The 12,296-nt window shown below is 55.9% G+C and carries 15 protein-coding genes; 5 read left to right on the top strand and 10 right to left on the bottom strand.

Annotated features, from left to right (window positions below):
- Positions 1-272: 272 nt before the first annotated feature.
- From ACUUL3_RS07000 to ACUUL3_RS06985, 4 genes are all read right to left on the bottom strand, one after another.
- Complete coding sequence (locus tag ACUUL3_RS07000) at positions 273-656, bottom strand: hypothetical protein (RefSeq protein WP_448555895.1); 384 nt, start codon at positions 654-656, stop codon at positions 273-275.
- 107 nt (positions 657-763) lie between these two features.
- Complete coding sequence (locus tag ACUUL3_RS06995; protein ID WP_448555893.1) at positions 764-1,123, bottom strand: helix-turn-helix domain-containing protein; 360 nt, start codon at positions 1,121-1,123, stop codon at positions 764-766.
- Positions 1,092-1,367, bottom strand: a complete 276-nt coding sequence (locus ACUUL3_RS06990; protein ID WP_448555891.1) for a cytotoxic translational repressor of toxin-antitoxin stability system — start codon at positions 1,365-1,367, stop codon at positions 1,092-1,094. Before ACUUL3_RS06990 ends, ACUUL3_RS06995 begins: the two co-directional genes overlap by 32 nt.
- A gap of 35 nt (positions 1,368-1,402) precedes the next feature.
- Positions 1,403-2,602, bottom strand: coding sequence for a tyrosine-type recombinase/integrase (locus tag ACUUL3_RS06985; RefSeq protein WP_448555890.1), 1,200 nt, complete (start codon positions 2,600-2,602; stop codon positions 1,403-1,405).
- A gap of 531 nt (positions 2,603-3,133) precedes the next feature.
- Between ACUUL3_RS06985 and ACUUL3_RS06980 the strand changes: the two genes are divergently transcribed.
- From ACUUL3_RS06980 to ACUUL3_RS06965, 4 genes are all read left to right on the top strand, one after another.
- On the top strand, positions 3,134-3,751 hold the full coding sequence (locus tag ACUUL3_RS06980; protein ID WP_448555888.1) for a class I SAM-dependent methyltransferase: 618 nt from the start codon (positions 3,134-3,136) through the stop codon (positions 3,749-3,751).
- Between the two features lie 143 nt (positions 3,752-3,894).
- The gene (locus ACUUL3_RS06975; protein WP_448555886.1) at positions 3,895-4,272 is read left to right on the top strand and encodes a hypothetical protein; all 378 of its coding nucleotides are present in this window, start codon (positions 3,895-3,897) and stop codon (positions 4,270-4,272) included.
- A gap of 2 nt (positions 4,273-4,274) precedes the next feature.
- Positions 4,275-5,192, top strand: coding sequence for a cytochrome b5 domain-containing protein (locus ACUUL3_RS06970; protein ID WP_448555884.1), 918 nt, complete (start codon positions 4,275-4,277; stop codon positions 5,190-5,192).
- Between the two features lie 127 nt (positions 5,193-5,319).
- Positions 5,320-5,685, top strand: coding sequence for a cupin domain-containing protein (locus ACUUL3_RS06965; RefSeq protein WP_448555883.1), 366 nt, complete (start codon positions 5,320-5,322; stop codon positions 5,683-5,685).
- A gap of 85 nt (positions 5,686-5,770) precedes the next feature.
- On the opposite strand, the gene ACUUL3_RS06960 is transcribed toward ACUUL3_RS06965, so the two are convergent.
- From ACUUL3_RS06960 to ACUUL3_RS06950, 3 genes are all read right to left on the bottom strand, one after another.
- Positions 5,771-5,971 carry a cold-shock protein gene (locus ACUUL3_RS06960; protein ID WP_448555881.1) on the bottom strand — a complete coding sequence of 67 codons (201 nt, stop codon included), beginning with the start codon at positions 5,969-5,971 and terminating at the stop codon, positions 5,771-5,773.
- Positions 5,972-6,078: 107 nt separating this feature from the next.
- Positions 6,079-7,350, bottom strand: a complete 1,272-nt coding sequence (locus tag ACUUL3_RS06955) for a DEAD/DEAH box helicase (protein WP_448555879.1) — start codon at positions 7,348-7,350, stop codon at positions 6,079-6,081.
- Between the two features lie 172 nt (positions 7,351-7,522).
- Complete coding sequence (locus ACUUL3_RS06950) at positions 7,523-7,789, bottom strand: RNA recognition motif domain-containing protein (protein WP_448555877.1); 267 nt, start codon at positions 7,787-7,789, stop codon at positions 7,523-7,525.
- Positions 7,790-8,132: 343 nt separating this feature from the next.
- Here ACUUL3_RS06950 and ACUUL3_RS06945 point away from each other — a divergent pair, with 343 nt between their 5' ends.
- Positions 8,133-8,597, top strand: a complete 465-nt coding sequence (locus tag ACUUL3_RS06945; RefSeq protein WP_448555875.1) for a hypothetical protein — start codon at positions 8,133-8,135, stop codon at positions 8,595-8,597.
- Between the two features lie 15 nt (positions 8,598-8,612).
- Here the strand turns inward: ACUUL3_RS06945 and ACUUL3_RS06940 are convergent, their stop codons facing one another.
- The 3 genes from ACUUL3_RS06940 to ACUUL3_RS06930 all read right to left on the bottom strand — a co-directional run bounded on the left by ACUUL3_RS06940 (position 8,613) and on the right by ACUUL3_RS06930 (position 12,253).
- Positions 8,613-8,879, bottom strand: coding sequence for a hypothetical protein (locus ACUUL3_RS06940; protein ID WP_448555873.1), 267 nt, complete (start codon positions 8,877-8,879; stop codon positions 8,613-8,615).
- A 61-nt stretch (positions 8,880-8,940) separates the two neighbouring features.
- Positions 8,941-9,882: a thioredoxin-disulfide reductase gene (gene trxB, locus ACUUL3_RS06935; RefSeq protein WP_448555871.1), complete on the bottom strand. Its 942-nt coding sequence runs from the start codon at positions 9,880-9,882 to the stop codon at positions 8,941-8,943.
- A 127-nt stretch (positions 9,883-10,009) separates the two neighbouring features.
- Positions 10,010-12,253 carry a CHASE2 domain-containing protein gene (locus ACUUL3_RS06930; RefSeq protein WP_448555869.1) on the bottom strand — a complete coding sequence of 748 codons (2,244 nt, stop codon included), beginning with the start codon at positions 12,251-12,253 and terminating at the stop codon, positions 10,010-10,012.
- Positions 12,254-12,296 lie beyond the last annotated feature (43 nt).

The following is a 12,296-nucleotide window of genomic DNA, read 5'->3' as shown; positions in this document are numbered from 1 at the left end:
CCCGGCGAAGGCGGCCGGGAAGAGTGCAAGAAGGGGGCGGCTGCTCGTGACCCGACAGGGGCGCGTGAAGGCCGCTGCTGGTTAGAAGGCAGGGGAAAAGTGGCCAGAAAGGGAAAACGTCTCTTGGGGCCTTTCCGTTTGCTTTTGCCCCTATCGATTTCCCCCCTTTCAAAGAAGCCGTTTTGCTAATCTGGCGAACCTGCACAGCTGGTGCAAGCGCGGATAGCGCATAGGGTGTTTTAGGCACCAAGTTAATTGATACGCTTTTATTTCTATTCCTGCAGTTTATAGTCGTCTGGGCGATGAAATTCTCTGTACCCTTCTTGGGTAAGAGGTGCGCCAATATTTTCAATATGTTTGAGCCGATCCAAAGACGGCTCTGTCAGTCGCGAACTGATGTTGTAGCGCGAATATTTGCCAAAGATATCCGGGTGCAGATGAGCCGCGATCTCCACATCACTTTGTGAGATATAACGGCCAGCCCAATTCTCTATTAAGTGTTTCAGGGGGCGAGATATTGAGCTCGATTTTTTTGTTTTCTTCTGTGCGTCCAACCACTCATATGCTATGCGAATGCATTCGTCATGCGCATGGGGAGCCTCGTCTTTCAGAACAACTTCCTTTTTGGCTTTTGCAATCTGTTCTTTTGTTATCATGCGGCATTTCCTTCAATTTTATGATTACTGATCATCCGCTGATTTTGTGGAAATCGGGGAATGGTCATTTTTTACCAGCGAACAATACAGAGCATAACACGAATACACTAGAGAAAGACCTTGTAGCCAGTATTCAGGGCTTTGGCCAGCCGTTTTGCCCGTGTCACCCCTATAGGCATCTTGCCGCGCTCCATCAGGGAAATATGCGCCTGGGAGATCCCGGCTAGGGCGGCCAGTTCCTTTTGCGTCAACCCTTCCCGCCGCCTTGCAGCCCGAAGGCAAACGGCGGGCATATCCTCTTCTGTATATTCAGGAAAGGCATCACGCCAAGGCACGGAATCTTCAGCACTGGCGTTTTCAAAGCCCAACTTTTTCAGCAGCCGGGCCGCTTCTTCCTGCCGGGCCGCAGGCCCCCGGAAACGGAGCTCCACGGTATCAGTATGGCGCTTTTTCGTGCGTTCCAACATATGTCACCTCTATGAGTCGTATTTCCCGGTCACGTTCCGCCCACACGGCCACATAGGTGGGCTTGCCTTTCTTCAGGTGGCAGTGGTGTTGATCATGGCCCAGCTTGCCATAATTCGGCCAATCGCCGCGCACCGGGCCATGTTTTTCAATGTCGCGCATCAAGAAAATCAGCTGCTCCTGAATCGTTTTCGAGAGCCGATCTTTTTGCTTCTTTGCCTTATTGGATAAATTTACCTGCCACATAATAATATATCATTTATGGAATATTGACAAGGGGGCTATCTGTTTATCGCCTGGCCCAATTCTTCCACCGCACTCCGCATGGCGTTTTCTCCCACATGAGCATAGCGGGCTGTCAATTTTAGATCGGAATGCCCCATTAGCTCCTTGACCGTATAAATATCGGTACCGTTGGCAACAAGCCAGCTGGCATAAGTATGGCGTAGCGAATGGAAGGTGATCCGCTGCCGTCTGTCGCTGATTCCCTCGTTGAGGCCCAGTTGAGCAACAACCCTGTCGAAGCTATGTGATATCTGAGCGATCCGCTTGCCGCCCCGGCCAGGGAAAACGAGTTCTGACGGTTGGCCTTTTGTGCGGGCCTGCAGCATGGCTTTGACTGCTTCAGTCATGAAGGCGGGTCGGTTGCGGTTGTTTTTGGTGTCTTTGATGGTGATGATTCCGCTGTTCAGGTCTACATCCGCCCAGGTTAAAGCGAAAATTTCGCTTGCCCGGGCTCCTGTGTGAAGCGCAAAAAGGCTCATGTGGTGCACGTCCTGGCTGACGGTTGCCAGCAGCGACAGCAAATCATCGGCTTCCTTTTTGGTCAGAAAGCGCATCCGCCGGTTATCTATTTTTGGCCTTTTTACTTTACCGCCACCGCCGGCAGGATTTTTGCCAGCATGGAAATCATGGTTGATCGCGTGATTAAAAACCTGCCGAACCACGGCCAGGGCATATTCAATGCTGCGAGGAGCGCGACCGGCCTTGGCCATGTCACGTTTGATCCGTTCCATGTCGAGGGCGGCAATGGTGCCAAAAGTTTTATGGCCGATGGCTGGTTCGATCCATCGCCGAAAAAGCCCGATTTCGGTATTAATGGCCCTTTCGCTTCTGCGATTCGCTTTGATGTGCGGTAGGTAATGTTCCGTGAACATCTCGTGGAAGGTGATTGCCGCTTTTGCGGCTAGTCGCTCTTGGGCATCCTGTTCCCGGCGTTGGGCTTCGGCAATTTCGCGTTTTTCTGCCAGCGTCCTGGGGCCACTGCCCAGCCGGTTGTTCTCCTGCAGTTCGGCAAGGACCGCAGCCGCTTTTCGTTCAGTCCATCCCTCGGAGGCCCATCCCAAAGCCTCTTCGCGGCGAACGCCTCCGGCCTGGAAGCGGATCGCAAAATACCGATCCTTCCGGACGCCGTGGCGCCGGGTTTCATGCTCGTAGTATCTTACCCCTCTGGTTCCGCTTGCCTTCCACTTGGACATCATGTACCTTTTTTCGGTAATCAGTTGACTAGGCCGCAAAGTTGGGAGAACTTTTTTCTGGCCGAAAAGAATGAACTCAGTTGATCTCGGCCGCCAATTTTCTCCCCACTCTCTCCCCATTTTTTTACTGAAAGGGGGTGATTCTGAGTGATGGCCTGGTAAACAGAATATCCGATAACGCTTTGATAAATCAAGATGTTTGTGATTTTGTGTGAAGGTGTGGTAAAGTGCAAAAATCGGATTCGTAATCAGTAGGTCAGGAGTTCGATTCTCCTCGTTGGCTCCATGGAAATACACACAGCCGTGCGAAAAATACGACCCTCTCCGTGACGTGAGGGTTTTTTTTTATGATGTGCCTGACAAGGATTTGCCCGGGGAATGGGTGAGGAGAGTGCATTTGAGTGAGTCAGGGACCGCACATGGAAAAGTGAATACTCCGCAGTCATGCGGGGGGGGATTTCAGTTGAAAAGATCATGAAGCAAGAACAGGTTCAAGAGCACTTTGCCGTTCAGGCCGATGCGTATGAGCAATTAATGGTCAGACTCGTTCCCCGGTATCTCGCGCAGCATGCGATCATTTCCGATCTGCTGCCCCGAGAGGATCGGGAGTACCGCGTTCTCGACCTGGGTTGCGGGAATGGCGTATTGTCCGAGGTGGTTTTCCGGAAGCTGCCCCGCGCATTTGTGGTCGGCTTTGATCTGACGGAAAAGATGCTGGATGCCTTTGCGAAGAAATTGGCACCCCATGCGGGCCGATTTGAACTCAGGCAGGGTGACTATCGTACCGACTCCATCGGCACCGGGTACGACATAATCATCGCCGGGCTCACCTTGCACCATCTGACCTGGGCGGAAAGAGAGAAGTTCTATCAAACCCTCTGCGCCGCCTTGAACCCTGGTGGGCTGTTTTTGGCCCGGGACATCATTATCGACGAGGATCAGCGGGTCGCCCAGGACCAATACGCCCATTGGAAGCAGTTCATGAAATCCCGGGGCGAAGATCCCGAATTCTGGTATGCCAAGCACACGGAGAAAGACCACCCCCTCACCCTGACAGATCATTTCACCTGGCTGCGAAGGGCCGGGTTTTCAAAAATGGCCTGCCATTGGCGGCTCTACAATTTCGCCATCACCGCCGCTGAAAAGATATGAGAGAGCCTTTAATGGAAAAAGAGGGCGATTTTTTCTTCCTGCTGCTGCATCTTTTTTTCACTATCTGATACACTATACACGGTAACGGTCCCTCACTCCAGCCTGTCTGGCGTTATAAAGATCCACCCCATGGAGGCAACATCGTGCGCCGCAGTCTCCTTCTTTTTCTCCTTGTCCCGGCACTCTCCGGCTGCGCCACCACCGCAGGTTACGAGAAACTTCTCAGTTCCTGGGTCGGGATGCAGGAAATCGATCTTGTCCGCACCTGGGGAGCACCCATGCAGACCTACGAGCTGGACGGCCACAAGTTCATCGTCTACGTTTCCCAGCGTGAGGTCTACTATCCCGGCACCCCTCCGACTTATCAGACCACGGTTCGGGGCGATACCGCTTACATCACCGGTTACGGCGGCAGTCCTGCCAGGAGCATCGACAGATCGTGCAGAACCACCTTTGAAATCGAGGGTACCAAGATCATCTCCTGGTCTTTTCAGGGGGACGACTGCAGGGCCAGGGAATGAACATGCAGAGGCGTAATCACTTCATGTTCCTGTTGATCGCCATTGTGACGCTTCTTTTGGCCGGACCGGCAACGGCGACCGAAGAATATGCCGCGAAAACCGGGACAGCGTGTGAGGTCTGTCATCTTGACCCGCTGGGGGGCGGAGAACTGACAGCAGCGGGAGAAGGATATTTTCTTGCCATCAGCCCGGCTGCCGCATCAAAGGGGGCCGCCTCCGGCCTGGCCGCGCGGATCATAAGATTCATGGCCCTCTATATCCATATAATGACAGCGTTCCTGTGGTTTGGGACAATTCTTTATGTTCATCTGGTCCTGAAGCCGGCCTATGCCTCGAAGGGGTTGCCCCGCGGGGAGGTCAGGGTTGGTCTCGTCTCAATGGTCATCATGGCCTTAAGCGGCGCGGTTTTGACCTATTACAAGGTTCCCGCCTTCGGTTTTTTTGTCTCTTCGAAATTCGGCATCCTGCTCTTGGTGAAGATCTGCATTTTTATTACCATGGTGTCTTCCGCTCTGTTCGTCGTCGTCGTCATCGGACCCAGGCTGAAAAGAAAAAAAATGATTCAGCCGTCGCCTGCCGGGCAATTGACCCTGGCGGAATTGGCGAATTTTGACGGCGAAGACGGGCGGCCAGCCTATTTTGCCTACCGGGATAACATCTACGATGCGAGCCGGAGCCGGCTGTGGAAAAATGGAAGCCACATGAAGAGGCATCAGGCGGGAGTGGATCTGACCGAGATTCTCTCCCAGGCTCCGCATGGGGAGGATAAAATTCTGGCCCTGCCCGTGGTCGGCCGGCTTGCCCGGGAACAGGCCGGGGCCGGGGCGGTGGCGCCCGAGAAAATTTTTTATTTCATGGCGCATATGAACCTGGGTTTTGTTTTTGTCATCTGCTTCATCCTGGCCCTGTGGCGCTGGTGAACCCCAATTTCGACACGACGCATCGGGTTCTTCACATTGTGAGGGGGGGCAGGGGGGGGCGCCTCTGTGATCCGCCGCCGAACAAGACCAGGACGGATTTTGCATTTCGATCAAGGGGGAAAGGGCAATGGCGAAAACCACGATCAGTTACTGGAATCCGTTGGCCCCGGAGAACAGCGATAAATGGCAGCCCATCAGGGGCCTTGAGGGAGTCGCCGAAGAGCTTACCCTGAGCGTCGATGCGGCAACCGGGGAATATACCCGGTTAACCCGTTTCCATCCCGGCGCCGACACGGCTTTGTTCGGCGGCAGGAGTCATGAGTACCCTGAGGAAGTTTTGATCGTAAGCGGGCGCCTTTATGATGCGGCATTCGGCATGTGGCTCGAAGCCGGTCATTATGCGAGCAGGCCCGCAGGGGAAAGACACGGACCGTTCAGGACCGATATCGGCTGTGTGGTTTTGGAATTGTCTTTTCCCGGGAAAAAAAGGTGAAACCAGGGTTTTTCCGGCCGGGAAAGAACTTGAAGACAAAAAAAAGCCCCGTTTTCACGGGGCTTTTTCGGAGACGGGTCAGGAATTACTTCTGGACAACATTTGCCGCAGAAGGACCTTTGGGACCGTCGACAACGTCGAAGGTCACCCGGGCGCCTTCCTGCAGGGACTTGAAGCCCTGGGCCTGAATTGCGGAGTGATGTACGAATACATCCTTGCCACCATCCTGCTCGATAAAACCAAAACCCTTAGAATCGTTGAACCATTTTACTGTGCCTTCAGCCATCTTGTACTACTCCTTTGTGCTTGGTTCCAAAGCGGAACCACTTTGTTATAGAGCCGAGGCATCGTATGATACTTCGACTGAAAGTCCGGGTGTCCGGACAAAATAGATTATCGTTGCGCAGGCTTGCTTATGCCAAAATCAAAGGTGCAGGCCCTGCTGCGCTGGCTTTTGCCACGACCGGCTGAAGAGGCCGGTTTCTTGCTTCTCGGCATTTGCCTGGGAAATCTTTCCCTTTTTTCTTCGCGAACCTCATCCTCCGCCTCAATGGCAAAAGCAGGGGTTGCCTCGCGCTGCATCTTTTTGCCGAGAATGCTCTCGATGAGGGAGATCATCTTGCCGTCTTCCCGGCTGGCAAAGGTGAAGGCCTCGCCGGTCCGGGTGGCACGGCCGGTGCGGCCGGTGCGATGCGTATAGGTTTCAGCGGTGTCAGGTACATCATAATTGATGACGTGGGAGATGCCAAGCACGTCGATGCCGCGGGCCGCAATATCAGTGGCGACCAGAATCTTGAAGGTGCCGTCCCGGAAACCGTCCATGGCCTGCTGCCGTTTCTGCTGGGAGAGATTGCCCTGCAGGGAGGCGGCGCTGTAGCCGGCCTTCTGCAGATGCAGGGCCAGGCTTTTGGCCTTGTGCTTGGTGCGGGTGAAGATGAGGGTGCTCGCCATTTCCCTTTCGCTGATGATGCTTTTCAGCAGGGAGGTCTTCTGCTCCTTGGCCACCTGGAAGAGGACGTGGGAGATGGTCGGGGCGGGCAGGGTGTGGTTGATCTGCACCGTTACCGGGTTCTTGAGGATCTCTTCGGCCAGGTGTCGGATCTCCGAGGGCATGGTCGCGGAAAACACCAGGGACTGCCGTTCCTTGGGCAGCTGTTTGATGATCCGTTTGATGTCCGGAAGAAAACCCTTGTCGAACATGTGGTCGGCCTCGTCAAGAACCAGAACCTCAACTCCGCTGATGGAGAAGGCTTTTTCGTTGAGCAGGTCGAGCAGGCGGCCAGGGCAGGCGACGATGATTTCCGCGCCATTACGGACTGCCTTGACCTGCGGCATCTTGCCGACGCCGCCATAGATGACCACGCTTGTAAGGCCGGTCTCTTTCGCCATCCTGCTGATATTTTCGTGGATCTGTTCGGCCAGTTCTCTGGTGGGGGCAACGATCAGTGCCCGTACTTTCCGACGGGGGCCGTCGAGCAGTCGCTGAAGAAGGGGAAGGACAAACGCCGCGGTTTTGCCGGTGCCGGTCTGGGCCAGGCCGAGGATGTCCCTGCCGGCGAGAACCGGCGGAATGGCCTCTTTCTGAATCGGGGTGGGGGCGGTATAGCCACAGGCGGTGATGCCGGCAGTTACCTTGGGGTGAAACTGAAACTCTGTAAAACTCATTAATGCTCCTTCGCGAAATCATTTGATATTCGCTGTATTTCGTGGTGATCCGCCAGGGCTTGTCCCTGGTTTCTCGATCCGTGGAGGCTACGTGCTCCGCGGTTTGTTTTTTTGTTTCATCAAGTGGTTGGGCTGGTGAGGTTGTCGGCGCAAGGGGCGGCGGACCTTCCTGTCACCAGGGATGGCCGAAGCGGTCGTCCCTGGGCCGCGCCTCCTTGACCACAAGAAGACGGTCGTTGATCATTGTCCCGTGCAAGGTCTGCATGGCGGTGTCACCTTCTGTTCTGTTCGCCATCTGCACATAGCCGAAGCATTTTGACTGCCGGGTGAAAAGATCACTGATGAGGTTTACTTTCTGGACCGAGCCGTGGCGGCTGAATAGGGCGCGAAGCTCTCTTTCCGTCATGGTGTAACAAAGGTTTCCGACATAAAGTTTCATCTGTTCTCCGGTTTGGCTGTCAGCAGAAACTTCGTCGGTAACGAACGATGTATGTGAAACAACGAGAGTCAGCGAGGATAACCTATGAGGAATTTGCTTCTACTTGATATACTATTTCAATCACTATACCCGATTGTTCGGTTAATGCAATGAAATAAAATTGAAGAGTCAAGGCGTTGGCCTCTGGCTGGAAAATCCCGCTGGCCTTCCGGTCGATTTCATACTATATAGGAGCCTCGTCGGGGCGCGGAAGCAGGGGATCTCTCTGCTTTTGCGCCCCTGTTCCGTCAATTCCGCGCAAGGTGAGTTTTTCGCGTGCTGGCTTTTTCGAGGAGTATTTCCCGTGAGTAGTGACAAGACCCATTCCGCAGGCGACGAAATCGATTCCCGCTGTCTCAAGTGCAAGACCATCACCAACCACACCATCGTCGCCATGCTGGGCGGAAGGGTGGCCAAGGTTGAGTGCAATACCTGCCACGGCCGGCATAACTACCGGCCGCCCGCGGCGGAGAAAAGCGGCGTACTGCGTCGCGGGGGGGGGGGAAAGGTGAGCGGCGGCAAGGGCGGCGGCAGGGTGAGCCCCGAGATGAAGGCAGCCGCTCATTATGAAGAGGTCCTTGCCGGCAGAAGCCCGGAAGGGGCGCTGCCCTATGCCATGACCGCCACCTTCGCCCAGGGGGACCTCATCGAGCATCCCGATTTCGGACTGGGCCTGGTGACAAAGAAAATCAGCGCCAGCAGGATCGAGGTGATCTTTCGTGCCGGAGTCAAGGTCATGGTCTGCGGCCAGGGGCAGGCAGGGCGGTGAGGGGGCGAGATGGGGCTAAAAGACAAAGTTGCCTTCGTCTTCGGCCGGAGCCGCCCAGAGGATCTGGGTTTTGTTGATGATGAAGACCTGATCCTTCTTGCCGCCCACCGTGGTGCCATAGACCACGATGAAGGGATACTGGCCCTTGGTCAGCAGATCGCTCACCCGGTCCACGGGCATGGTGTCGCTGTTGAGATTCACCAAGCCCCGGATGATGGTACCGTCCACCAGCTTGACGGTGATTTTTTTGCCCATGGTCTCAAGTTTGATGCCGTCGCTCATTGCACTTCTCCCCTAACGGTTCGGTTCCGCATAAGAAATATCGTTTTTCTGGACCAGGCAACTACAGGGTCGCCTTTTTGCTCTCCACGTAATGGGCGGCGGCAAGGGCCGCCGTGCAGCCATCCGCGGCGGCGGTGATGATCTGCTTGAAATACTTTTCCTTCAAGTCTCCAATGGCGAAGATCCCGGCGTTGTTCGTCTCGCATTTCTCGTCGGTCACCACATAGCCGTTGGCGTTCATCCTGGTCCCCGCCGGGACCAGGGTGTTGTTCGGCTCAAAGCCGATAAAGATGAAAACGCCGTCGGTGGCGACGGTTTTCCGTTCGCCGGTTCCGGTATCCTCGCTGATCACGGAGTTCACCCCGGTTTCATCGGCAACAATCTCGTTGATGACGGTATTCCAGAGAACCGTGATCCGCTCCTCCTTTTTTACCCGTTCCTGCAGAATCATGCCGGCCCGGAAGGCATCGCGCCGATGAGCGATATAGACCCGTCTGGCGAGTTTGGCGAGGTAGAGAGACTCTTCCAGGGCGGAGTCGCCGCCGCCCACCACCACCACGGTTTTGTCGCGGAAAAAAAAGCCGTCGCAGACGGCGCAATAGGAAACCCCGCGGCCGTAGTTCCTGTCCTCGCCGGGAATGTTGAGCTTGCGCGGACTGCCGCCGGTGCCGAGGATCACGGCATGGGCCTTGATCTGCTCGTCGTTGTCGAGTTTGACGGTATGGTGCGCGAGTCCCGGCTCAAGGGCGACCACTTCCCGGGTCAGGGTTTCCAGGCCGTAGGAGGCGGCATGCTCGGCAAACCGGACAGCCAGGTCGGCGCCGTTGATTTTTACGGTGCCGGGCCAGTTTTCCACCTCGTCGGTGTTGTTGAGTTGGCCGCCCGGCGCCCCCTTTTCGATGAGGATGGTGTTTAGGGCCGCGCGTTTTGCATAGATCCCGGCAGTGTAGCCGCCGGGGCCGCCGCCGATGATGACAAGATCGTAGATCGGTGTTTCAGCCATGGTGATGCTCCCGGACTTACCTAATGAAGGAAGAATGTTTTTACCAATATACCTGAGGTTGCATGGGAAAAAAAGCAAGTTGCGACGCCTGCCGGAAAAGAATGGCCTGGGAAAGCCCTTGCCGCGGCTACTTGCTGGTGAAAGTGAAGCTGCCGTCCCACTCCTCCGGCGGCGGATTTCCTTGAAAATGCTCAATGCGCGAAAGATAGAGGTCATGGAGCTTGCGGGGGGAGGTTTTGTTCAGGCCCAGGAGCAGCTCCCTGGCCTCGGAAAAGGAGCGTTGCCTGTATAGTCGCAGGGCGGCCTCAAACTCCTCGACCTCGCGGCGGATGGCAGGGGGCGGCTCGCCCTCGCAGATGGGTTCATAGATCTTCACCGGCCGGTCCTTGCCCTTGACCCGGACCTGATCGAGATAGCGGCAAAAGAAATCGTCGCCCAGGGCCAGCCTGGTGAATTCGGAGATGACGATGTTGGTGCCGTATGTCTTGTTGGAGCCTTCGAGCCTGGAGGCAAGGTTGACGTTGTCGCCCATGACCGTATAGTCGAAACGCTGGTCGCTGCCGAAATTGCCCACGCTCATGACGCCGGTGTTGATGCCGACCCCGATGTCGATGGGGGGCAGCTGCCGTTTCCGCCAATGCGGCCGCAGTTCATCGAGTCTGGCCAGCATCTTGAAGGAAGCGCGCACGCAGTTGGCCGCATGCTCCGCATCATCAAGGGGCGCACCCCAGATGGCCATGACCGCGTCGCCGATGAATTTATCCACCGTGCCGCCATGGGCCATGACGATCTGGCTCATGGCGGTCAGGTACTCGTTCATGAACTGACCGAGTTCCTCAGAATCCATCTTTTCGGAAATCGTGGTAAACCCCCGGATATCGCTGAATAAAACGGTAAGGGTTTTCTGCTCGCCGCGCAGGGAGAGCCTTTCCGGATGTTCGGTGAGCTGACGCACGACCTGGGGCGAGACATAGCGGCCAAAGGCCTTGCTGATGAAGCGTTTTTCCCGGCCCTCGAAAAAGAAATTAAAGAGGGTGACGAGGAGAAAGACGACAAAGATGGTGAGCAGCGGGTAGGTAAGGCCGATGATCGTATGGTTTTTAAAAAAGATAAAGTAGTTGCCGGCAATGGTCGCTTCGATTACCAGCAGGCCGGCAAGGCCGCCGGCCAGTGGGCTGCTGTAGGCGAGAAGAGCGGTGAGAAACAGGCCGCCGACCATGATGAGGGTCAGGGTCAGGCCTCTTTCGGTAAAGATGTCGTAGGTGAAGGGGTCGCCGGTCAGGATGTTGCCGATGATGTTGGCATGCACCTCGACTCCGGGGAAAACATTGGAAAAAGGGGTGGCCCGGAGGTCGAGGAGGCCGGCGGCCGAGGTGCCGATCAGCACATATTTGCCTTTGATGGCATCAAGATTTCTCCCCTCCAGGACATCGAGGGCGGAGATGTAGGAGTAGGTGCGTTCCGGGCCGCGGAAGTTGACGGCGATCTGGCCCTGTTCATCGGTGGGCACGAATTTGTCGCCGATCTGTACCCCCAGGATTCCTTTCTTTGCGGTTTGCACCTTTTGCGAAACATGGATGGTGATCTCCTCAAGGCCAAGGCCGATGCGCACCATTTCCAGGGCGAGGGATGGATAGGGCACTCCATCCATCTCCATGAGCAGCGGCACCCGTCGCACGGTGCCGGCCGCATCAGGAAAGACGTTGAAAAATCCCTCGCTCCGTCCCTGGGCCACCTCGAGTACATTGATGATGGCCCGGTATGCCGGAAGCAGAAAGAGGTCTTCGTAGCGGTAGCTGCTCGGTTCCAGTCGGATCAGGCTGGAGGGAAAGGGCGTTTCCTCTTCGTTTTTGAGACCGTCATTCCTGGTTTGAAAAACATACCCCAGAACCGAGGGGGTGTTGGCCAGGGCATTGCCCAGGGTGATGTCGTGGTCCAGGTTGGGGTTGCCCTTGAGCTCCGTAAGGGTTTGCGCCGGGATGGGCCGGGGGAGAAATTGCTGCAGCTCGGTCAGGAAATTCTTCGGCGAGGTGCGGTCCGATTCGGCAAAGACGATATCCAGCCCGATGGCCCTGGGACCGGCGGAACCGATGCATTCGACCATTCTGGCGACCTGATGGCGGGGCCATGGCCATTGGCCCAGGGTCCGCAAGCTTTTTTCGTCGATATCTATAATCACGATGGGTTCGTTGGGGGGGGTGACGCCCCGCCAGCGGAACATGGCATCGGTGAGCCGGTTGTCAAAGGTGGAAAGCAGGGCCGGTTTCTGCTGGTCAAAGGAGTAGAAGAGCAGGACGGCTGCCAGGACGACCAGGCAGCCGATCTTGAAGGGCGAGGGTGTGAGAAGTTTATGGAGTCTGTTTGGGTTCATTCAGCGACTTGCCGGCACTCCGGCGGGAAAGCATGGGGGTTGC

The sequence above is a fragment of the Thiovibrio sp. JS02 genome, assembly GCF_053485635.1.
Note: the sequence above shows the minus strand (reverse complement) of the source record. Positions and strands in the feature narration are given on the sequence as shown.

Excerpts from the sequence above, each read along its gene's own strand:
- ACUUL3_RS07000 (WP_448555895.1), bottom strand. The coding sequence starts at position 656 with ATGATAACAAAAGAACAGATTGCAAAAGCCAAAAAGGAAGTTGTTCTG.
- ACUUL3_RS06995 (WP_448555893.1), bottom strand. The coding sequence starts at position 1,123 with ATGTTGGAACGCACGAAAAAGCGCCATACTGATACCGTGGAGCTCCGT.
- ACUUL3_RS06990 (WP_448555891.1), bottom strand. The coding sequence starts at position 1,367 with ATGTGGCAGGTAAATTTATCCAATAAGGCAAAGAAGCAAAAAGATCGG.
- ACUUL3_RS06985 (WP_448555890.1), bottom strand. The coding sequence starts at position 2,602 with ATGATGTCCAAGTGGAAGGCAAGCGGAACCAGAGGGGTAAGATACTAC.
- ACUUL3_RS06980 (WP_448555888.1), top strand. The coding sequence starts at position 3,134 with ATGGTCAGACTCGTTCCCCGGTATCTCGCGCAGCATGCGATCATTTCC.
- ACUUL3_RS06970 (WP_448555884.1), top strand. The coding sequence starts at position 4,275 with ATGCAGAGGCGTAATCACTTCATGTTCCTGTTGATCGCCATTGTGACG.
- ACUUL3_RS06965 (WP_448555883.1), top strand. The coding sequence starts at position 5,320 with ATGGCGAAAACCACGATCAGTTACTGGAATCCGTTGGCCCCGGAGAAC.
- ACUUL3_RS06960 (WP_448555881.1), bottom strand. The coding sequence starts at position 5,971 with ATGGCTGAAGGCACAGTAAAATGGTTCAACGATTCTAAGGGTTTTGGT.
- ACUUL3_RS06955 (WP_448555879.1), bottom strand. The coding sequence starts at position 7,350 with ATGAGTTTTACAGAGTTTCAGTTTCACCCCAAGGTAACTGCCGGCATC.
- ACUUL3_RS06950 (WP_448555877.1), bottom strand. The coding sequence starts at position 7,789 with ATGAAACTTTATGTCGGAAACCTTTGTTACACCATGACGGAAAGAGAG.
- ACUUL3_RS06940 (WP_448555873.1), bottom strand. The coding sequence starts at position 8,879 with ATGAGCGACGGCATCAAACTTGAGACCATGGGCAAAAAAATCACCGTC.
- trxB (WP_448555871.1), bottom strand. The coding sequence starts at position 9,882 with ATGGCTGAAACACCGATCTACGATCTTGTCATCATCGGCGGCGGCCCC.
- ACUUL3_RS06930 (WP_448555869.1), bottom strand. The coding sequence starts at position 12,253 with ATGAACCCAAACAGACTCCATAAACTTCTCACACCCTCGCCCTTCAAG.